This window comes from Bacillus sp. EKM208B (assembly GCF_011800725.1).
Taxonomy (GTDB): Bacteria; Bacillota; Bacilli; order Bacillales; family Bacillaceae; genus Bacillus; species Bacillus velezensis.
On the sequence record NZ_JAANHO010000005.1, the window covers coordinates 232519 to 251600 of the forward strand.

The following is a 19082-nucleotide window of genomic DNA, read 5'->3' on the forward strand; positions in this document are numbered from 1 at the left end:
GCTTACCTCCCTTTTCTTTTGCGGCGGTACCAGAAGTAGCGGTCAATGAAAATCGCGCCGATTCCCGAAATTAAAGTCGCTAAGATGGTCGGCCCGACGATATCGGTCGGTGATTTCGCCGAGTAAGCCATGCGCACGGCAATGACGGTTGTCGGTATCAATGTAATACTCGAAGTATTTACCGCCAAAAAGGTAATCATGGAACGGCTGGCCTCAGACTTACCTCCATTCAGCTTTTTCATCTGCTCCATGGCTTTAATGCCGAGCGGTGTCGCCGCATTTCCCAGTCCGAAAAAGTTTGCCATGAGATTTGATAAGATGTATCCCATCGCCGGATGATCAGGGGGAATATCGGGAAACAGCTTAGAAATAAACGGGCGGCACATTCTGCTGAATATATCCAAAAGGCCGGACTGCTCGGCTATTTTCATCAGGCCGAGCCAGAACACGAGAACGCTCATTAATCCGAACGAGATCGTAACCGCTTCTTTCGCTCCTTTAAAAACGGCTTCATTCACATCCTGCAAGGTACCGTTAAACATCGCAAAGACAAGTCCGATTACCGTCAGACATACCCAGATTAAATTGACCATGACGAACCGCCCGCCGCGCTCATAAACAGGCTCGTAAACGTCTCAATGAAATGCTTTTTCGGTTTTTTATGGCGCTCATTTTCATAATAGACTGGGATCTTGGCGATCACTTTCCCATCATGCATAACAGTCATCCGGCCGACGACATCAGGAATGAGAGAGGCGTCCTTTTTCCAGGCTTTTTTCGGTTTTATTAAGGTTGTGCTGATTTTTACATCGTCGATTTCATCCTCTTTTAACAAATATTTGACATCCCGGGCAATAAAAGCGCGCTTTCCGTAAAACGTCTTTTTCAGCTTCGGAATGCCGCCTTTTTTAGCGACGACATAGGTTTTATAGTGATCAAAGACATAATTAAACATATTCATATGGTCATCCCAGTCATCCGGATCATTTATGGTGACCGCGATGAGATCCGTACCGTCTTTTGAGGCCGTCGAGACGAGCGTCCGTTTCGCGATTTTTGTGTAACCCGTTTTTCCGCCTGTGCTGTAACGGTAGAGCCCAGTCAGAAGCTTGTTTTTATTTTTCCATACCCGGTCCATCGTTTCCGCCTTATACACTTTTGTGCCTGAAACGGTCCGGTATTCCTTGATTTTCATCGCATATTTAGTCAAAAGCGCCATGTCATACGCCGTTGAATATAAATTTTCATGGTCGTCCAGCCCGTGCGGATTTTGAAATTTTGTATTTTCCATCCCGATTTGCTCGGCTTTTTTGTTCATCATAAATACAAAACCGTCAAGGCTTCCGCCGACATATTCCGCTATTGCCGCAGCGGCGTCATTTCCTGATCTCAGCATAAGCCCGTATACGAGATCTTTCAGCTTTACTTTTTGTTCCGGCTGAAGATAAATGGCTGAACCTTCCGTTTTTACGGCATTCGGGGAAACCGTCACGGTCTCTTCCATTTTCCCTGATTCAATCGCCAGCACCGCCGTCATGATTTTCGTAATGCTTGCAATCCGTCGCTTATGATGTTCATCCTTGGCGAATAACACCCGGCCAGATGCTCCGTCGATTATAATCGCGCTTTTTGCGCTGACATGTATTTGGGCATGTGCCGTATTGCCGTCTGTAATGGAAAAAAGAATAACAAAAGTCAAAAGAAATACGGCAGCTTTTTTGAGAAAGCGCATGAATGCTCACGTCCTTGTTGTGGGTTTGTACAAGTTTATGCGCATGTCCATGACTTATGAATACCAATTGCATCACTTTCACATAAAAAAACTCTCCCAAAAGGAAGAGTTTTTATCTGACTGGTGCCATATTTGAGCCTGATGCTTCATATTGCGCCAATTCTTCCCGCATGCGCAGAAATTCACTGCTGAGCGAAAGCAGAAGGCTCCGCAGCGAATCCGGCACTTGCTGGTAGAATTCAATCGCGCTTTGGCCTGTATAAGCGGCGCGGCTGTTTTCGTACCATGTATCCTTTTTCGGCATGAAAAATTCTTCCACGCACTGATGATACACTTTATACAGCGTTTTTTCCGCTCTCACCTCATGAAACGGCTCCTGCATTAAGAGCCGGCGGCAGGCTTCCTGGGCGCCTTCGCAAAAGACGGTCATCCTCCTCAGCACACTGAGCACGTCGCGGCAGTATGCCTCATCCGCCTCTCCTTGAGCCCGCATCTCCGGCAATGTTGTATGATTTAAATAGCTGCTGACCATCGTGACAACCTCGGCTAAAAATTCACCAGTTTCTTCAGTATGGGCCCTCACAATCGAATTTCCCATTTCCGTCCGTTTCCTTCCTCTCTTTTACTTCGTCATTTGCGTCATTCATCAATGGCCTTTCCCTACTATCGTATGATGAAAAACGATTATTATTTAATATCCTCAAAAGTTTGGTTGAAGTTTTCAAAGAATAAATCGGCTTCCTCCTGGAGAACGTCTTCCTCCGCATTTTCAGGAAGCGGCGGGAGCTCCTCCAATGTTTTTAAGCCGAATTGTTCAAGAAATACCGGTGTCGTGCCGTATAAAATCGCCCGGCCGGGACCGTCGGCGCGGCCCACCTCACACAGCAGCGCTTTTGACACGAGGCTGTGCAGAATCCGCTCAGACTTCACGCCCCGGATGTCTTCAATTTCCGCCCGTGTGATCGGCTGCTTGTACGAAACGATCGCCAGCACTTCCAAAGAAGCCTGTGACAGCCCTTTTGACGGCACTTCGATTAGTTTTTTCAAATAAGGCACGAATTCTTTTTTCGTTCCAAGCATATACGTATCCGCATATTCGGTAAGCTCGATGCCCCTGTCATCTTCCTTGTACTGAGCGGCCACTTCTTCCATGATTCCGGCCAGTTCCGCTTCTTCTATTTCAAGCACCGTCACCAATTGCTTTTTGGTCAGCCCTTCATCACCCGCCGCATACAGCAGGGCTTCCACAATCGCTTTCCAATTCACGATATCAAGCGCCATGAATGGATTCACTCCCCGTAATGTATATATCTGAAAAGTTTTCTTCCTGTTCAATGATAATCTGCTGATTTTTCATCAGTTCCAGGACTGCTAAAAACGTCACGACGAGATGGTCCTTTTGCCGAGAAGGAAAAAGCTCCGTGAAGTTTATTCTTCTCCCCGCCGTTTTTAAGCTTTTTACGATTTCGTTCATTCTGTCTTCAATCGGTATTTCCTGTCTTGTAATGGTCGTTTCTTTCGGCCGCGTGATTTTTTTACGCTGAAGCACCTTTTGAAACGCGCCGATCATGTCATAAACGGTCACCGACAGCTTCTGCTCGGTCTGTTTGATTTCTTTTGCATACTCACTTAAATCACTCGGCGGCTTTGTAAATGACTTTTGTCTTTCTTCTTCCCGCTCTTTTAAATCCTTCGCAGCGGTTTTATACTTTCTATACTCAATCAGTTTTTCAATCAGCTCGTCCCGAGGGTCTTCTTCTTCAAGCATTTCGTCTTCAAACAGCTCTTCTTCTTGTTTCGGAAGCAGCATTCTGCTTTTAATGCTGAGAAGCGTCGCCGCCATGACCAGATATTCACTGGCGACATCAAGTTCAAGCTCTTGCATTGTATGTACATATAATAAATATTGTTCAGTAATGGTTGCCACGGGTATGTCGTATATGTCGATTTCAAGACGGTTAATCAGATGAAGCAGCAGGTCCAATGGGCCTTCAAACGTATCAATTTTCACTTGATATTCTACCATTATCTCACCATTTTCAATATCACTCTCATTGCCGGAAAAACTGGCTACCCTTTAGTATAATCCACCGAAATGCTCTCGTCCAATACTTTTATACACGTCCTCCGTTATTTAGAAAATACTGAAAAAGAAGATATCCGCCTATACCTTTAAAGGCGGATGCACATATGATAGCCGTGTAAACTTGAAACAAAGGGAGGCTGATTTCACATGAGCGGAGCTTGTTTCGGCGGAGGTTTTGCATTAATTGTCGTTCTGTTTATTTTGCTCGTTGTCGTAGGAGCATCTTACATCTGCTAGTTCATCAGGCTTCAGGCACCAAGCCGCTCTTTTTTCCTTTTCATAGCGCTGTGGTACACTGGTTTTAGCATAAAAGGAGGAAGCGGCTTGTATCCTAAAGCTTATATCGGCTTTTTGGCCGAATTTCACGCATCAAGAGATTATTTTGAGTGTCATGAACTGTTAGAGGAATATTGGAAAGAAAGCCCGGCTGAAAAGCGGAGCATTCATTGGGTCGGCCTGATTCAGCTTGCCGTCGCTCTGTATCACCAGCGCAGGGGAAATGAAGCCGGGGCGAAACGGCTGATTGCCAACAGCTTACGTATTCTCCAGTCTGAAAAGCAGGCGGTCTGTTCTCTCGGTCTCAGCCATCCGAAGCTGATTGAGCTGATAGAAACGCTGGCAGACGATATAGAAGCGGGCCTGCCTTACAGAAGTGTTATGCTGCCGATTACAGATGAAGCCCTGAAAGAAGCATGTCTTGCCGAATGCCGCCGAAAGGGCTATACATGGGGGCAAGAAGGCGTATCAGATACCTTTCTTATTCATAAACACCGCCTGCGGGACAGGACGGATGTCATTAAGGAACGCGAACGGGAATTTGAGAGAAGAAAAAAAAGCAGAGGCTGACGGTCAGCCCTGCTTTTTCTATATCAAAACAGCTCCCGAAACCGTGAAGATTCCGGGAGCATTTGTCAGTTATTATATGAGATATCCTGATCTTTTTGATGTTGACAGCGTTCAAAAAAGCTTTGCGTTAATTCATTCGGAACGAGTGCCTCCGTTTTGAACAGACGTTTTAAGGCGTCCATCATTTGCTTTCCGATTCCTTGATGGCGGTGAGAAGGATTCACGCTGATATGCCGGATTTCAACTTCTGAGTCCTTTTTTTCGACTCCGATCGCTCCGACGATATCTTCATCCTCTTTCCAAAGAAAGAGCTGGCGGCCAGTATCCGTTTCATAGTCCTTTATTGTCTGCTGAAGCTGCTTGAGATCTTTTTCATTCGGCATAAATGACAGAAGACCCATCGCAATCTTTTCAAACGATTTTTTATAACGAATTAACATAAAAACCCCTCTATATCCAAAATGTCCATTCATGTCCTATCAAACGGATACATAAAGGCGATCCGTTTCCTCACATTATATCATTTTCGCCGCTGTTTTAAACGCTTTTCAACAAATTATTCAAATGAACGGTTTAAATTTGCCATTTCAATGGCAGATACTGCGCAATCCGCTCCCTTATTTCCGGCTTTTGTTCCGGCTCGTTCGATGGCCTGCTCAATGGTTTCAGTCGTCACAATGCCGAAGATAACCGGGACGCCCGTCGCCGTTCCCGCCTGGGCAATGCCTTTTGCCGCTTCATTGCAGACATAGTCATAATGCGTTGTCGCTCCTCTGATAACCGTGCCGAGCGTAATGACGGCATCGTATTTTTTCGTTTCCGCCATTTTCTTTGCCGCAAACGGGATTTCAAACGCTCCCGGCACCCAAGCGACGTCAATGTCGTTTGATTCTACACCGTGGCGAAGCAACGTGTCTTCCGCTCCGCTTAACAGCTTGCTCGTAATAAATTCATTAAATCTGCCGACGACGATTCCGATTTTAAGTCCTGTTCCTACTAGGTTTCCTTGTATGATATTCATATGTTATCCATCCTTTTTTGTGAGATTTGTTTTTAGAAATGAAGCAGATGTCCAAGTTTTTTCATTTTGGTCTGTAAATATTGCTTGTTATGCTCACTCGCTTCCATTTGAAGCGGCACCCGTTCTGAAATGCTGAGACCGTATCCTTCGAGGCCGGCGATTTTCCGGGGGTTATTGGTTAAAAGTTTCATATGCTGAACCCCTAAGTCGCGGAGAATCTGGGCGCCGATGCCGTAGTTGCGCAGATCAGGCAGAAAGCCGAGCGCTTCGTTCGCTTCAACCGTGTCATACCCTTGTTCCTGCAATCGGTACGCCTTCAGCTTATTGATTAAACCGATTCCTCTGCCTTCCTGGCGCAAATACAATAGAACGCCGCGGCCTTCTTCAGCAATTTGCGCAAGCGCGGCATGAAGCTGAGGTCCGCAATCACAGCGATGGGATGCAAACACATCGCCCGTCAGGCATTCTGAGTGCACTCTGACAAGAACGGGTTCGCTGTTAAACGGGACATCCCCCATGACAAAGGCGAGATGTTCTTTTCCGTCAACCTCGTTTGTATATCCGTAAACCCTAAACGTGCCGAAGTCAGTCGGCAGCGTAATATCAACTTCTCTGTTCACAAGTGTCGTAATGTTGTAACGGTACTCTATTAAGTCTTTTATCGTAATCATTTTCAGCTGGTGGCGTTCGGCGATTTCGGCTAACTCCGGCACTCTGGCCATTGTGCCGTCTTCATTCATAATTTCACAAATGACGCCCGCTCCCTGAGATCCGCAGGCTTTTGCAAGGTCAACGGCTGCTTCCGTATGGCCGGCCCGCTTCAGGACGCCTCCTTTTTTTGCGATTAAGGGGAAAATGTGGCCCGGACGCTGAAAATCGTCAGACACAGATTCTTCGTTCAACAGCGCCTGAATGGTAAAGGATCGTTCCTGAGCGCTGATGCCCGTTTTTGTCAGCCTGTGGTCAATACTGACCGTAAACGCGGTCTCATGTGAGTCCGTATTATGATCGACCATCGGGTGAAGATCCAGCCGGCCGGCGATGTCTTCAGACAGCGGCGTGCAGATCAGGCCTCTCCCATGGGTCGCCATAAAATTAACCACTTCCGGCGTGGCATGCTCAGCCAGCGCTATGAAATCTCCTTCGTTTTCTCTGTCTTCATCATCGACAACAATGATGACTTCACCTTTTTTCAGCGCCTCTAACGCCTCTTCTATCGGATGAAACATATCGATCTTCCTTTCTAAAAGCCGTTCTCGCTTAAAAAGGCTTCCGTGATAGTTTGATTGCTTTTCGTTTGTTCTGTTTTGTGCAAAAAGCGGTATAAGTATTTGCCGATCATGTCACACTCAATATTTACGGTCGATCCGACTGTTTTCGTCTGAAAAATCGTTTCTGAGATGGTATGCGGAATGATGGATACCGTCACGCTTTCGTCTGATAGACCGAAAATCGTCAGGCTCACGCCGTCTACCGTAATTGAACCTTTCAATACGAGCGTTTTTGTCAATTCCGGCGAAAGTTTTAAATCGTAATAGACCGCGTTGCTTTTTTTCTCGATCCGCGTAATTTCCGCCGTTCCGTCCACATGCCCTGATACAAAGTGGCCGCCGAACCGTCCGTTGGCGGACATCGCTCTTTCCAGGTTTACTTTACTGCCTTTTGACAAGCCGTTCAGCGAAGTGGCTTTCACTGTTTCCGGCATGACATCAACCGTAAATTGATTGTCAGAAAATCCGGTTACGGTCAGGCAGATGCCGTTTACCGCAATGCTGTCGCCAAGCTTCACATCACTTGTCACTTTTGAAGCGGCGATGGTTAATGCCATGGAAAGGCCTGTCTTTTTGATTGCTTGGATCGTGCCTGTTTCTTCAACGATTCCTGTAAACATCGTCACCATCCTTTCCATCTTTAGGTATGGCCGTCAGTTTTATATCCGGCCCGATTTGGGTGATTTGTGTGAATTGTAAATGGGGGACATCTTTCATTGATTGAAAACCTTCACCGGAGATCAAGCTGGGAGCAAGCGTTCCTCCGATTAATTTAGGGGCGAAATAGAAATGAAGCTCTTGGAAACAGCCTTCCTTGACAAAACTTCCGTGTACGGATGCTCCGCCTTCCACATAAACGGACATTATGCCGTTTTCAGCGAGAATACTGAGCACCTCAGGGACGTGAATGCGGTCTGTTTCCAGCGGAATAACTTTTATTCCGAGTGCGGTCAGCCGGTCTTTCTTTTGCACGTCTGCATCTTTGGCCGTAAATATCCATGTCGGCGCAGCGCCGTCAGTGAGCACATTTGCCGTTTCAGGAATGGTCAGCTTTGTATCGAGAATCACTCTGACCGGCTGCTTCACCGCATCAGGAAGCCTGCAGGTCAGGCTCGGATTATCGGCTTTGACTGTGCCTGCTCCGACAAGAATGCTTTGATGCGATTTCCTGTATTGCTGGGCATCAAGCCTTGCCGCCTCTGATGTAATCCATTTGCTGTCACCGGTTTCAGTCGCTGTTTTCCCGTCAAGGCTCGCGGCCGCTTTCAAGGTGACATACGGAAGTCCGGTCCGCATGAAGTGAAGAAACATTTTATTCAGCTCTTCTGCCTGCTGCCTGAGAAGTCCGGTTTTCACTTCGATGCCCGCTGCTTCCAGCATTCCGATGCCTTTTCCGGCTACAAGCGGATTCGGATCTTTCACAGCTATGAACACCCTTTTCATCCCCGACTTTATTATCAGTTCGGCGCATGGCGGTGTTTTTCCGTAATGGCTGCAAGGCTCCAGCGTCACATACAAATCGGCGCCTTTTGCGTGTCTGCCGGCCATATGAATCGCGTGAACCTCGGCATGCGCTTCTCCGTATTGCAAATGGGCGCCCATTCCGACGATCTGTCCGTTTTTGACGACGACAGCGCCGACAAGAGGATTGGACTGTGTCTGTCCTTCACCGCGTCTGGCAAGTTCTATTGCCGTATTCATATAATATTCTTCCATCGTTATCCCTCCCTTCTTCCACGCAATTTGGCGTCAAAAAAGCCCCGAATGTTTACACAGTTCGGGGCTTTGCCAGTTTTCATCCATAGGAAATAAGACTATACAGTAAGTTTATTTTTTGCATAGCTTCTCTCATCCTTCTCCCATCCAGACTTTCACTGTCGGCTTCAGCTTTTCACTGAATCCACCGTATACAGATGCATACGGGTCACGGGCTGTAAAGCGCAAAACGCCTTATTACCGCCGGTCGGGATTTTCACCCAGCCCCGAAGGATACAATCAATATTTTTTTGTCCTTATCCGCTATTATAACATCCTTTGCGGCAGGCGCAATGAATTTGCACCTAATTATTCAGAAAAATAAAAAGCGCCCTTTTTCCATAAAAGGCGCCTTTATTTATTCGTTCACTTTGACGACCTTCAATAAGCCGTCAATCCGGTTTGATTTGCTGAAATACGCTTTAATTTTATCTCCCTTTTTCACATCGGAGAGATCCTGCTTCAGCTTGTCGCCGTTAAAAATAATTTTTGTGCCGTTTGCTGCCGTACCGTGGTACTCAGTTCCTTCGATTTTCGTAATTTTATATGTTTTGACTGTATATTCTTCTTTTTCCTGGGACAGGGTTTGTCCGATTGCAGTCGGCACGTCTTTCAGTTCAATATCGTTTATGACCATATAACCGCCCGCCAATAACAGCAGCAGTACAAGTAAAATGGCTGCTTTTGTTTTAATTCTTCCCATTTTTCTACCTCCAGCCCGTATCAATCTATTCATTACTATGTCATATTCCTTTTTTTCATGAATAGAAACCCGTTCTTCCCTGCGTGAGTTATTCATATAACGTTTCATAAAGGGAAGATGTTTCATGTATCTGTAAAACTTTCTATCTATTAAATAGATATACGAATTTATGTTCTGTTTTTGAGGGTGGAAAGATAAATTTATATAAAAAAGCAGTTTTCTTATAAGAAAACTGCCTGTACGGTTTATTTCGTCTTGCGAATTTCGTTAAACGGGAAGAAGACGAATTTTGATGTGCCCGCTATTTGTTTTTTCGTAAAAAGACCGAGGCCGTTGCGGCTGTCCATAGATTCTCTGCGGTTATCACCCATGACGAAATATTTGTCGTCCGGCACCTTCACCGGGCCGAAGTCTTCCGTCAGCCGGTCATAGCCGTCTTGCTTCGCTTTTTTCTTGTTTGCCGCTAAATACGGTTCGGACACTTTTTTGCCGTTGATATACAGCTGATCGTTTTTCATTTGCACCGTGTCGCCGGGAAGTCCGATAATCCGTTTGACATAGTGTTCATTTTCTCCGTTCAGAACGACGATCTGGCCGCGTTTGAAGTCGCTTATGTATTTGACCGTCATATTGACAAAGATTCTCTCGCGGTCATGCAGCGTCGGATCCATTGATCTTCCATCAACGAGATAAGGGGCAAATAAAAAGTTTCGGATGAGCAGTGCCAGAACGACAGCGATGATAATGGCTTTCGCCCAATCAAGTACGGCGCTTTTTTTAGAAGTTTTTTCTTTTTCTGATTTCAAGTGATTTCCTCCCATTAGCCATGGTCGTTTTTATTTTACCATGAATCCCTGCACAGAGGGCAAATAAGCCCCGCACCCCATCCATTTTTTTCATTTTATAAGCCGGATTTGCTGATTTTACGGTATTTCACAAAGCTTCCGATCCGCCAAATGCACAAATACACAAAAGCAAGTTCCATCGTTAAAACGGCGAATTCCGCCGCGTCAATGTTTTTGAAATATTGGCTGAGCACGATGCGGATCGCAATAATCGCGATAATGACATATTTAAAGTTTTTATTCCGCTTGGAGTAGACAAAGCCGTCTTCCCGGATTTCATAGGCGGTTTGCGACAGCATGATGACACCGAATACCGCGCCTAACAGTCCGGCGATGGCGAGCTCCCAAAGAGCGGGAAAATGAAACGGCTTTCCCGGGATATTCATGAGCTGGCTGATGCTGAATGTAAAAATGACGGCGATAATCAAAAGCGGGAGAATGATGCCGAAGCCGCCGCCTTTAATCGGCCTGTTTCCCTTTTTCACCCTGAACCAAATCATAAGTGCGAGAATGATAATGACAAATAAAACGGTTGCCAATTGAACCAACGTTTCTACCTCTTTTCATTGTTGTAATCGGTCTTTTTCACTATACCAGAATGATCGCTGATGTTCATATATGTATTTTTTCATGATTTACACATGAGAATTTTCATATACACAAAAAAACCCGCCTGAAAAAGGCGGGTTTTATGTCATTATCCTTCTACACGGATTTCTTTCATTTTGTCTCCGTTAGACATGTTTTTCGCATGCTCTAAACCGCTTGTCACTTTTCCGAATACAGTATGAACGCCGTTTAAATGCGGCTGCGGCTCATGTACGATGAAGAATTGGCTTGAACCCGTGTCTTTACCGGCATGCGCCATTGATAAAGAACCGGCTTCGTGCTTATGCGGATTGCCTTCTGTTTCACATTTGATCGTTTTTCCGCTTCCGCCCATGCCTGTCCCAGTCGGATCTCCGCCTTGGCTGACAAAGCCCGGAATCACGCGGTGGAAAATAACGCCGTCATAAAAGCCCGTATTCGCCAGGTTTTCAAAGTTAGCGACTGTATTAGGCGCTTCATTCGGATAAAGTTCAAATTCGATTCTGCTGCCGTTTTCCATTTCGATGTAACCAGTTTTCATTCTCATTCCTACTTCCGTATTGTTTTTTGTCAAAGCCTTCTTCAATATGAATTTCAATTGTAAGCCGGCTTTCTTTTTGATATTCTTTTGAAGGAAGAGGCCTCTGCTCTTCTTTTCGCGGCTATTATACCACACCTTCAGCCGGAAAACGAATCTCCCCGCTTCCGCAGAAAGAAAATGAAACCAGAACAGCTTCACAGCCGTCTATGTATCGGAACTGCTTCACGCAGGCCCTCACAAACCGCTTCAAAACGGCATTTGTGAAAAGAAGGAGGTTAACCGCTTTGAAAAAAATGTGGATTGGATTGCTGGCGGCGGCCGTTGTATTGTGCACAATACCGAAAATCAGCCTGGCCGATGCCGCAGTCGGAGATGTCATCGTCACACTGGGGGCGGATCTGTCAAACGAAAACCGGCAGAAAGTGCTTGACGAATTAAATGTCCCTGATAACGCGACAAAAGTGACGGTCACGAATAAAGAAGAACATGAATATCTGGGAAAATATATATCGAATGCCCAAATCGGCACAAGAGCCATCTCTTCATCATCCATCACGGTGGCAAAGAAAGGGTCCGGGCTTGACGTTAAGACCCATAATATCGATTCCATCACGGATGAAATGTACTTAAACGCCCTGATGACAGCAGGAGTGAAAGATGCAAAAGTATACGTGACGGCGCCGTTTGAGGTATCAGGCACCGCAGCATTAACTGGAATCATCAAGGCATATGAAGTCTCATCAGACAAAGCGATTTCAGAAGATGTAAAACAGGTCGCCAACCAAGAGCTTGTCACCACTTCAAATCTCGGGGATAAAATCGGGGATAAAAACGCCTCCGCGCTCATCGCAAATATTAAAGATGATTTCGCGAAAAACGGTGTGCCCGATACAAAAGAAGGAATCGAGAAAAAGGTCGATGATGCGGCTTCAAACCTTAACATTACACTGACTGACGCTCAAAAAGACCAGCTCGTTTCATTGTTTAATAAAATGAAAAACGCCAAGATTGATTGGGGCCAAGTCGGCAGCCAGCTCGATAAGGCAAAAGACAAAATCACGAAGTTCATTCAATCCGATGAAGGCAAAAGCTTTGTTCAAAAAGTCATTGATTTCTTCGCTTCGATTTGGAATGCGATCGTGTCTGTATTTACAGGAGACAGCGGATCAAGTTCTAACAGCTGAATGCAAAAAGAGACCGGACGCCATCGTTCCGGTCTCTTTTTTATTTATTGTTTGACCCCCGTCTTAAACGGCAGATCCAGTTTTACAATGTCTTCATAAGTTTCCCTTCTAATGACAAGATGCGCTTCGCCGTCTTCCACAAAAACGACGGCGGGACGCGGAATGCGGTTGTAGTTGTTAGCCATGCTGTATCCGTATGCTCCCGTGCAGAAAACGGCGAGAAGATCGCCTTCTTTCACTTCCGGAAGGTCTATATCCCAAATGAGCATATCCCCGCTTTCACAGCACTTGCCCGCGATGGATACCGTTTTATCGTGGTGTTCTCCGATTCTGTTTGCCGATACGGCTTCATATTTCGCCTGATACAGCGCAGGACGGATATTATCGCTCATGCCCCCGTCAACCGCTGCATATTTACGGGTGCCGGGCACTTCTTTTTGCGAACCGATGGTATATAGCGTCGTTCCGGCGTCTCCGACGAGCGAGCGTCCCGGTTCAATCCAGATCTCCGGAATGTCAAAAGCGTGCAGCGCTGCGTTTTCTTTTACCGCTTCGATAATTTTTTCCACATAAACGGCGGGATGAAGAGGTTCATCCTCCTCCGTGTAGCGGATGCCGAAGCCTCCCCCTAAATTCAGCACTTCAGAGACAAAGCCGAATGATTCTCTCCATTCATTCAGTTTTGCGAAGATTTTTTCTGCGGCCAGCACAAAGCCCGCCGTATCAAAAATTTGCGATCCGATGTGGCAGTGAACGCCGAGAAGGCGGATATGGTCCGACTGTAATACTTGTTCAATCGCCTTTTCTATTTGCCCGTTATGCAGATCAAAACCGAATTTGGAATCTTCCTGTCCCGTCGTAATATAATCATGCGTATGCGCCTCTACCCCCGGAGTGATCCGCAGAAGCACATCCATTGTGCGCCCTGATTTGCGGCACAGTTCCGCGAGTAAGGAGATTTCATAAAAATTATCCACGACGATGCAGCCGATTTGATGATCGAGCGCCATTTTCAACTCTTCTTCGCTTTTGTTATTGCCGTGAAAATGAATCCTGTCAGCCGGAAAACCAGCCGCAACCGCCGTAAACAGCTCTCCGCCGGATACAACGTCCAATGAGAGCCCCTCCTGCTCAGCGAGCTGTATCATCGCAACGGAAGAAAACGCCTTGCTCGCGTACGCGACCTGCGCCTTTAAATCCGCGTCAATGAATGCCTGTTTAAAGCTTTTAGCGCGCTCACGTATTAAAGCCACATCGTAAACATAAAGAGGCGTGCCGTAATGCTCCGCTAAATACAGCGCGTCCACACCTCCGATTTCCAAATGACCTAGTTTGTTTTGTCTGCTTGTGCCATGTAAGAACAATGCTCATTCCCTCTTTCTGATCCGCATATGGGTGAAAAGGACAGCTTCTTTTGAGCTGTCCTTATACAAGTCCCGTATAAGTTAAGACATACAATATCATAATCTTCTGTCGGTTTCAATGCGATTATGAACCGCTTGGCTGTCTTTGACGGTCTTTCGGGTGAACAATGCTCGGTCTGACTTTCGCTCCCGGCACTGTCGTCCGGACGAGCACCTGCCACAGCGCCTTGCCGTTAAACGGTAAAAACGGCCATAAATACGGCGTATGAAACGAGCGGATATTCGCCATTATGATCAGCAGCAATGTAAAACCTATCACAAAGCCTTTCACTTGGAAAATGGCCACGAGCACCATTAAGATGAGGCGTATCATTTTATTGGCGAGGCTGAGCTCATAGCTCGGCGTGGTAAATGATCCGATGGCGGCGATCGATACGTACAGAATCACTTCTGCTGAAAACAGCCCCACCGCTATGGCGATTTGACCGATCAGCACCGCCGCAATCAGACCCATGGCGGTGGATAAAGCGGTCGGCGTATGGATCGCGGCCATCCTGAGAAACTCAATCCCCAAATCGGCCAAAAAGATTTGCAGAATGATCGGGATATGCGTATTTTTATTTAAACCGATAAAATCCAATCTTTCAGGCAGAAGAGACGGTTCAAGAACAAAGAGGAACCAGATCGGAAGCAGAACAGTTGAAGCGATAATACCGAAGAACCTGATCCATCTTAAAAATGTTCCCACTGAAGGCGCCTGCCTGTATTCTTCCGCATGCTGAACATGGTGAAAAATCGTGGTCGGCGTTATGATCACGCTCGGTGACGTATCAACGACGATGATGACGTGCCCTTCTAAAATGTGATTGGCGGCCACATCCGGCCGCTCCGTGTATCTGACCATCGGAAACGGATTGTAGCCTTGTTTGACGATGAATTCCTCCACCGTTTTATCAGCCATCGTCAGTCCGTCAATGTCAATCGCATTCACTTCGTTTTCGACGATGCTGACAAGGTCCGGGTCAGCGATGTCCTCTATATACACAATCGCAAGATCGGTCTTAGAGCGCTCGCCGACTTTCGTAATTTTGACGCGGAGCCTTTCGTCCCTGATTCGTCTTCTGATCAATGCTGTATTAATGACGATATTTTCGATAAAACCGTCTCTTGCCCCGCGGACGACCTTTTCCGTATCCGGTTCTTCAGGCGTGCGTCCGGGATAACTTCTGACGTCAACGATAAAGGCGAAGCCCGCGTCTTCAACGATAACCGCCACAAGTCCGGAAAGAACTTGATCCGTTGCTTCGTCGAGCGTTTTGACTTTTTGAACCTGCTGATTGACAAGTCTGTTTTCAACAACGTCAATCGCTTCATCCGCATTCTCGTCATAATTATTGACGTCGACGAGCTGTTCCATTAAATGAATGATAAACAAAGTATCGGTTAATCCGTTGACAAAGTAAATCTGGACTTCCCGGTCTAATACTCGAACTTTGCGGACGCCGACATCATAGCTCGTTCCCATACCGACGCGGTCTTTAAAAAATTGTTCATTTTTTCTAGGATCCCGGTACACCTTGATCATGTTTTCCGGTTTTTCCGGCATGGCTTTCGCTCCTTTCTAAAATGAATTCGACCGCCTTCATCGTGATCGGCGAGCCTTTTGATATGTCATCTTTTCTTCCCATCTTACCTATGTCGCCGATGCCCACAATGAGGGGAACGTCCAATTTATCCAGACAATACACCGTATCTCCGTTCATTCTGTGCTCGTCCATTTCTCTCATTCCGGTTTTATCGACGCCAAACTCCGTCACTTCTCCATCACGGTCAATGGAGACATCGACTTTCGTCCATTCTGCCTGATGGGTCTTAGAAGCGACCGCAATCACCCCCAGCACTTCAATGTCCTGATGTGAGGCGACATATTTCAGCGCCGTTTCGCCCGGCCCTTCCCCTTGCAGGCCTGAATCGTCAAACATGACAAACACCGGGTCATTCGGCGCGGCTTTAATCAGCTGAACAAGTTCGGGGCCGCTTCTCGTTGACGGATTGCCCTTTGATTGGGAAATACACCGTCCGCCTGCTTTTTCCGCGGCATATTCAATTGTTTTGGCGGCGTATACGTCCCCGTCTGTCACAAGAATGACCTTCCGTTTCGTCATCAGGCATTATCCTTTCGGTTTAAAAATAACGGCTACAAGAAATGCGAATAAAATCGCTGAAGATATACCGGCGGAAGTAAGTTCAAAAATCCCCATGGCGATCCCGATAAATCCATGCTCGTGAGCTTGATGCATGGCGCCGTGCAATAAGCTGTGACCGAAGCTGACGATGGGAACCGTCGCGCCCGCGCCCGCGAATTCGATAAATTTGTCATATATTCCGAACCCATCTAACAAGGCGCCGATGACGACAAAAGTTGTCATTACATGGGCGGGTGTCAGTTTAAAAATGTCAAGCAGCAGCTGACCGATAATGCATATGATTCCCCCGCAAACAAAAGCCAACAGATATTCCATTTATGATGCACCTCCCGCCCGCTCAAATACCACACCGTGCGCGATGGTCGGAATGGTTTCCTTCTGCTGGATCATTGTCGGACTTAAAAGCGCTCCTGTCGCGACAACGAGTACCCTGTTTAGAGTCCCTGCTTTTAATTGATTAAAAATATGTGTGTACGTAACAAGCGCGGAGCAGGCGCAGCCGCTTCCTCCCGCAAACACCTGCTGGTCCGGCGTATAGATGAGAAGACCGCAGTCATCGTGTTTCGTTCCCACGGGATAGCCTTCTTCTTTGAGCAAATCTTTCACGATCGGCGAGCCGACGCCTGAAAGGTCACCCGTCAAAATCAGATCATAATCATCCGCCGTGCGGTTTAAGTCCTGCAGGTGCTGTTTGATTGTGTCGGCAGCGGCGGGCGCCATGGCCGATCCCATATCGAACGGGTCCGTAATTCCGAGGTCGCTTACTTTTCCCACTGTTGCGCTTGTAATCTTGATGTCAGAAGGGTTTTGGCTGATGATGACCGCCCCGCCCCCCGTGACTGTTGAAGTGGCGGTATCCGGTTTTTGCCCGCCATACTCCGTCGGATTGCGGAATTGCCGTTCTGCCGTCGCGTTATGGCTGCTCGTGGCTGCGATCGCCCGGTTCGCAAAACCGCCGTCAATGAGCGCGGATGCGACCGCAATCGTTTCCATTGATGTCGAACAGGCGCCGAACAGACAGAGGAACGGAATTTTCAGATGTCTGGCGACGTAGTTGGCGGTCACATTTTGATTTAAAAGATCCCCCGCGAGCAACAAATCAATATCGCTCTTTTTCAAATTCTGTTTTTGCAAAGCGGAGTTGATGGCATCTTCCATTAACTGACGTTCCGCCATTTCCCAGTTTTTCTGATTGCAATGCATTTCATCGTATGTCTTATCAAACAGCGAACCGAGCGGGCCGTCTTTTTCTTTCGGTCCGGCTGCCGTCCCCGCCGCATTTACAAATAACGGGTTTTCAAATACCCAGGTTTGCTTTCCGGTCAATTTCATTTTTTCTCCTCCTACGAAAACAGTTTTTCACAAGCAAACCGTATCAGGCCTACGATATAGGCTGCCACGACGCCGAATACAATGACGTTTCCCGCCAATTTAAACATGTTTGTCGCTACTCCGAGCACGAGTCCTTCACTTCTGTGTTCCAGAGCCGCGCTTGTCATACTGTTTGCAAAACCCGTCACCGGCACGGCTGAACCCGCTCCGGCAAACTGCCCGAGTCTGTCATAAATGCCGAATCCGGTCAAAAGGGCGGAAATTAAAATAAGAGTGGCGGACGTCGGGTTGCCCGCTGTTTTTTCATTAAAATTAAAAAAGTGGATGTAAAAGTCTTGAAGAGCCTGCCCGATCAGACAGATCAAACCGCCGATCAGAAAGGCTTTGACGCAATTCCAAACATATGGCGGTTTCGGCTGATAGTCTTTCACTTTTGTTTTGTAATTTTCTTTTAAGTTTGTCACGTCGGTTCCTCCTTATGAATGATGGATAAAATACAGCCAATGAAATAAAGAGCCGGCTATTTTGCCGAACACAATGGCCATCAGCAATATGATGATTTTGCTGCCGAAGCCGATCCGTTTGGCAAGAATGGGAAGCACATTCAGCACTTCTGTAAGCGCGGCGGCCAGCATGCCGACAAACATGCCGGCCAAAAGCCCGACCGGAACGGCCAGCCATTCAGATAAAAAAAAATGATTCATATTTAAGGTTTCCCAGCCGCCGAACACAGCTCCTGAAATAACAGCTCCTTCGTAGGCCTGTACAAAGCGCATTGTTTTTGTCAGCTGCATAAGGCGGGGGACGATTCCCATAACGGTTAAAAAAGCCACAAAGCCTGCCCCCACGGTCAGCCCTCCGCCAAGCCCGACAAACATAACGAAAAGAATGCTAACGATCATGCAGATCTTTCATCGTCTCTTCATTTTCGTGCATTGCGACATAATGATCGAGATCAAGCTGATAATTAAACATCTCGACTTCCAGCGGGCTTGGCTCTTCATTCAGGCGTTTTTTGAAGATGTGATTAAAAAAGACGATCATACCGAGACCGAGGCCGATGCTGTATGGAATCTGAAGCAGATACGGGTATTCATTCCGTTCGCCCGTTATGATTTCATATAAGGCGATATGAACTTCTCTCATACTGACATCTTCATGAAAATTCATAATGGCAAGACATGAACCGATAAAAAGCAGGAGCCAGACACCGACGAACAAAACGGCTGACAGCCGCTTTTTCTGGTAATGGATTTCCACTATCGTTTCAGCGCCGCCGACGGTCTGTACATCAAGCGCAGGAAAAGCGGTATGAATGGTTTTCAGCACTTTTATAATGTCCAGCACGACGATATTTTTGTCTTTTTTCGTGACCTTATACAGCGGCAGTGCCGACAGTTTTTTTTTCAGCTTTTGCTGTCCCGCGATCTGCGCGGCGTCGCCGATTGTGATGATATCTCCGGTATGAGCCTTCACGCGGTGGCGAAGTCTGAGAAATATTCGTCTTTCCATCTTGCATCACCATCTTTCGGGTGGTTATATATGTAGTATGTGGTTCACTTTTGTTCTCATTCATCAGCGGCAAAAGACCATAAATTACCACCGAT

The 19082-nt window shown here is 46.8% G+C and carries 25 protein-coding genes and 1 riboswitch; of the genes, 3 read left to right on the forward strand and 22 right to left on the reverse strand.

The features are described from left to right. Positions 1-2 precede the first annotated feature (2 nt). From G9F75_RS11595 to G9F75_RS11615, 5 genes are all read right to left on the reverse strand, one after another. Positions 3-593: a nucleoside recognition domain-containing protein gene (locus tag G9F75_RS11595; RefSeq protein WP_003153385.1), complete on the reverse strand. Its 591-nt coding sequence runs from the start codon at positions 591-593 to the stop codon at positions 3-5. Further along, on the reverse strand, positions 581-1732 hold the full coding sequence (locus tag G9F75_RS11600) for a D-alanyl-D-alanine carboxypeptidase family protein (RefSeq protein ID WP_167409113.1): 1152 nt from the start codon (positions 1730-1732) through the stop codon (positions 581-583). The genes G9F75_RS11595 and G9F75_RS11600 overlap by 13 nt, the downstream gene beginning before the upstream one ends. Positions 1733-1844: 112 nt before the next feature. Next, the gene (locus G9F75_RS11605) at positions 1845-2330 is read right to left on the reverse strand and encodes a DUF3907 family protein (RefSeq protein WP_017418059.1); all 486 of its coding nucleotides are present in this window, start codon (positions 2328-2330) and stop codon (positions 1845-1847) included. Between the two features lie 89 nt (positions 2331-2419). Continuing rightward, complete coding sequence (gene scpB, locus G9F75_RS11610) at positions 2420-3013, reverse strand: SMC-Scp complex subunit ScpB (protein ID WP_007409428.1); 594 nt, start codon at positions 3011-3013, stop codon at positions 2420-2422. Next, a complete protein-coding gene (locus tag G9F75_RS11615; RefSeq protein ID WP_007409427.1) occupies positions 3003-3758 on the reverse strand; it encodes a segregation/condensation protein A in 756 nt (251 codons plus the stop codon). Before G9F75_RS11615 ends, scpB begins: the two co-directional genes overlap by 11 nt. 207 nt (positions 3759-3965) lie before the next feature. Between G9F75_RS11615 and G9F75_RS11620 the strand changes: the two genes are divergently transcribed. Continuing rightward, positions 3966-4055: a YjcZ family sporulation protein gene (locus tag G9F75_RS11620; protein WP_003153376.1), complete on the forward strand. Its 90-nt coding sequence runs from the start codon at positions 3966-3968 to the stop codon at positions 4053-4055. 87 nt (positions 4056-4142) lie between these two features. Beyond that, positions 4143-4664: a DUF309 domain-containing protein gene (locus G9F75_RS11625; RefSeq protein ID WP_167409114.1), complete on the forward strand. Its 522-nt coding sequence runs from the start codon at positions 4143-4145 to the stop codon at positions 4662-4664. Positions 4665-4729: 65 nt separating this feature from the next. On the opposite strand, the gene ribT is transcribed toward G9F75_RS11625, so the two are convergent. From ribT to G9F75_RS11670, 9 genes are all read right to left on the reverse strand, one after another. Beyond that, on the reverse strand, positions 4730-5104 hold the full coding sequence (gene ribT, locus G9F75_RS11630; RefSeq protein WP_003153373.1) for a GNAT family N-acetyltransferase RibT: 375 nt from the start codon (positions 5102-5104) through the stop codon (positions 4730-4732). 116 nt (positions 5105-5220) lie between these two features. Next, positions 5221-5685 (reverse strand): 6,7-dimethyl-8-ribityllumazine synthase, encoded by a 465-nt coding sequence (gene ribH, locus G9F75_RS11635; protein WP_003153372.1) that lies wholly within the window; start codon positions 5683-5685, stop codon positions 5221-5223. A 32-nt stretch (positions 5686-5717) separates the two neighbouring features. Further along, on the reverse strand, positions 5718-6914 hold the full coding sequence (locus G9F75_RS11640; protein WP_014418281.1) for a bifunctional 3,4-dihydroxy-2-butanone-4-phosphate synthase/GTP cyclohydrolase II: 1197 nt from the start codon (positions 6912-6914) through the stop codon (positions 5718-5720). Between the two features lie 14 nt (positions 6915-6928). Beyond that, positions 6929-7576 carry a riboflavin synthase gene (ribE, locus tag G9F75_RS11645; RefSeq protein ID WP_007409425.1) on the reverse strand — a complete coding sequence of 216 codons (648 nt, stop codon included), beginning with the start codon at positions 7574-7576 and terminating at the stop codon, positions 6929-6931. Further along, positions 7557-8672, reverse strand: a complete 1116-nt coding sequence (gene ribD / locus G9F75_RS11650; protein WP_022553020.1) for a bifunctional diaminohydroxyphosphoribosylaminopyrimidine deaminase/5-amino-6-(5-phosphoribosylamino)uracil reductase RibD — start codon at positions 8670-8672, stop codon at positions 7557-7559. The genes ribE and ribD overlap by 20 nt, the downstream gene beginning before the upstream one ends. A gap of 131 nt (positions 8673-8803) precedes the next feature. Beyond that, positions 8804-8950, reverse strand: a riboswitch (FMN riboswitch). Between the two features lie 119 nt (positions 8951-9069). Further along, positions 9070-9414, reverse strand: coding sequence for a hypothetical protein (locus G9F75_RS11655; RefSeq protein WP_003153366.1), 345 nt, complete (start codon positions 9412-9414; stop codon positions 9070-9072). Positions 9415-9659: 245 nt separating this feature from the next. After that, the gene (lepB, locus tag G9F75_RS11660; RefSeq protein WP_014721447.1) at positions 9660-10235 is read right to left on the reverse strand and encodes a signal peptidase I; all 576 of its coding nucleotides are present in this window, start codon (positions 10233-10235) and stop codon (positions 9660-9662) included. A gap of 80 nt (positions 10236-10315) precedes the next feature. Beyond that, the gene (locus G9F75_RS11665; RefSeq protein ID WP_014418284.1) at positions 10316-10807 is read right to left on the reverse strand and encodes a CcdC protein domain-containing protein; all 492 of its coding nucleotides are present in this window, start codon (positions 10805-10807) and stop codon (positions 10316-10318) included. Between the two features lie 149 nt (positions 10808-10956). Continuing rightward, entirely contained in the window at positions 10957-11388 is a 432-nt protein-coding gene (locus tag G9F75_RS11670) for a peptidylprolyl isomerase (protein ID WP_003153363.1), read from the reverse strand. Positions 11389-11672: 284 nt separating this feature from the next. Here G9F75_RS11670 and G9F75_RS11675 point away from each other — a divergent pair, with 284 nt between their 5' ends. Next, a complete protein-coding gene (locus G9F75_RS11675; RefSeq protein WP_014418285.1) occupies positions 11673-12572 on the forward strand; it encodes a DUF1002 domain-containing protein in 900 nt (299 codons plus the stop codon). 44 nt (positions 12573-12616) lie between these two features. Here the strand turns inward: G9F75_RS11675 and lysA are convergent, their stop codons facing one another. The 8 genes from lysA to G9F75_RS11715 form a co-directional block, all read right to left on the reverse strand. Beyond that, entirely contained in the window at positions 12617-13936 is a 1320-nt protein-coding gene (gene lysA, locus G9F75_RS11680) for a diaminopimelate decarboxylase (protein ID WP_012117893.1), read from the reverse strand. 124 nt (positions 13937-14060) lie between these two features. Then, positions 14061-15542, reverse strand: a complete 1482-nt coding sequence (locus G9F75_RS11685; protein ID WP_007409417.1) for a spore germination protein — start codon at positions 15540-15542, stop codon at positions 14061-14063. After that, on the reverse strand, positions 15496-16104 hold the full coding sequence (gene spoVAEA / locus G9F75_RS11690; protein ID WP_025284950.1) for a stage V sporulation protein SpoVABEA: 609 nt from the start codon (positions 16102-16104) through the stop codon (positions 15496-15498). Before spoVAEA ends, G9F75_RS11685 begins: the two co-directional genes overlap by 47 nt. A 3-nt stretch (positions 16105-16107) precedes the next feature. Beyond that, positions 16108-16458, reverse strand: coding sequence for a stage V sporulation protein AE (gene spoVAE, locus G9F75_RS11695; protein WP_007409415.1), 351 nt, complete (start codon positions 16456-16458; stop codon positions 16108-16110). Next, on the reverse strand, positions 16459-17475 hold the full coding sequence (spoVAD, locus tag G9F75_RS11700) for a stage V sporulation protein AD (protein WP_015240132.1): 1017 nt from the start codon (positions 17473-17475) through the stop codon (positions 16459-16461). A gap of 11 nt (positions 17476-17486) precedes the next feature. Next, entirely contained in the window at positions 17487-17939 is a 453-nt protein-coding gene (gene spoVAC, locus G9F75_RS11705; protein WP_007612334.1) for a stage V sporulation protein AC, read from the reverse strand. A gap of 12 nt (positions 17940-17951) precedes the next feature. Further along, on the reverse strand, positions 17952-18377 hold the full coding sequence (locus tag G9F75_RS11710; RefSeq protein WP_014418289.1) for a stage V sporulation protein AB: 426 nt from the start codon (positions 18375-18377) through the stop codon (positions 17952-17954). Beyond that, on the reverse strand, positions 18367-18987 hold the full coding sequence (locus tag G9F75_RS11715; RefSeq protein WP_021494257.1) for a stage V sporulation protein AA: 621 nt from the start codon (positions 18985-18987) through the stop codon (positions 18367-18369). The genes G9F75_RS11710 and G9F75_RS11715 overlap by 11 nt, the downstream gene beginning before the upstream one ends. Positions 18988-19082 lie beyond the last annotated feature (95 nt).

Excerpts from the sequence above, each read along its gene's own strand:
- G9F75_RS11655 (WP_003153366.1), bottom strand. The coding sequence starts at position 9,414 with ATGGGAAGAATTAAAACAAAAGCAGCCATTTTACTTGTACTGCTGCTG.
- scpB (WP_007409428.1), bottom strand. The coding sequence starts at position 3,013 with ATGGCGCTTGATATCGTGAATTGGAAAGCGATTGTGGAAGCCCTGCTG.
- spoVAE (WP_007409415.1), bottom strand. The coding sequence starts at position 16,458 with ATGGAATATCTGTTGGCTTTTGTTTGCGGGGGAATCATATGCATTATC.
- ribH (WP_003153372.1), bottom strand. The coding sequence starts at position 5,685 with ATGAATATCATACAAGGAAACCTAGTAGGAACAGGACTTAAAATCGGA.
- G9F75_RS11620 (WP_003153376.1), top strand. The coding sequence starts at position 3,966 with ATGAGCGGAGCTTGTTTCGGCGGAGGTTTTGCATTAATTGTCGTTCTG.
- G9F75_RS11715 (WP_021494257.1), bottom strand. The coding sequence starts at position 18,987 with ATGGAAAGACGAATATTTCTCAGACTTCGCCACCGCGTGAAGGCTCAT.
- G9F75_RS11595 (WP_003153385.1), bottom strand. The coding sequence starts at position 593 with ATGGTCAATTTAATCTGGGTATGTCTGACGGTAATCGGACTTGTCTTT.
- G9F75_RS11685 (WP_007409417.1), bottom strand. The coding sequence starts at position 15,542 with ATGCCGGAAAAACCGGAAAACATGATCAAGGTGTACCGGGATCCTAGA.
- G9F75_RS11710 (WP_014418289.1), bottom strand. The coding sequence starts at position 18,377 with ATGATCGTTAGCATTCTTTTCGTTATGTTTGTCGGGCTTGGCGGAGGG.
- G9F75_RS11640 (WP_014418281.1), bottom strand. The coding sequence starts at position 6,914 with ATGTTTCATCCGATAGAAGAGGCGTTAGAGGCGCTGAAAAAAGGTGAA.
- G9F75_RS11600 (WP_167409113.1), bottom strand. The coding sequence starts at position 1,732 with ATGCGCTTTCTCAAAAAAGCTGCCGTATTTCTTTTGACTTTTGTTATT.
- ribD (WP_022553020.1), bottom strand. The coding sequence starts at position 8,672 with ATGGAAGAATATTATATGAATACGGCAATAGAACTTGCCAGACGCGGT.
- G9F75_RS11615 (WP_007409427.1), bottom strand. The coding sequence starts at position 3,758 with ATGGTAGAATATCAAGTGAAAATTGATACGTTTGAAGGCCCATTGGAC.
- spoVAD (WP_015240132.1), bottom strand. The coding sequence starts at position 17,475 with ATGAAATTGACCGGAAAGCAAACCTGGGTATTTGAAAACCCGTTATTT.
- G9F75_RS11670 (WP_003153363.1), bottom strand. The coding sequence starts at position 11,388 with ATGAAAACTGGTTACATCGAAATGGAAAACGGCAGCAGAATCGAATTT.
- ribT (WP_003153373.1), bottom strand. The coding sequence starts at position 5,104 with ATGTTAATTCGTTATAAAAAATCGTTTGAAAAGATTGCGATGGGTCTT.
- G9F75_RS11605 (WP_017418059.1), bottom strand. The coding sequence starts at position 2,330 with ATGGGAAATTCGATTGTGAGGGCCCATACTGAAGAAACTGGTGAATTT.
- lepB (WP_014721447.1), bottom strand. The coding sequence starts at position 10,235 with ATGGGAGGAAATCACTTGAAATCAGAAAAAGAAAAAACTTCTAAAAAA.
- ribE (WP_007409425.1), bottom strand. The coding sequence starts at position 7,576 with ATGTTTACAGGAATCGTTGAAGAAACAGGCACGATCCAAGCAATCAAA.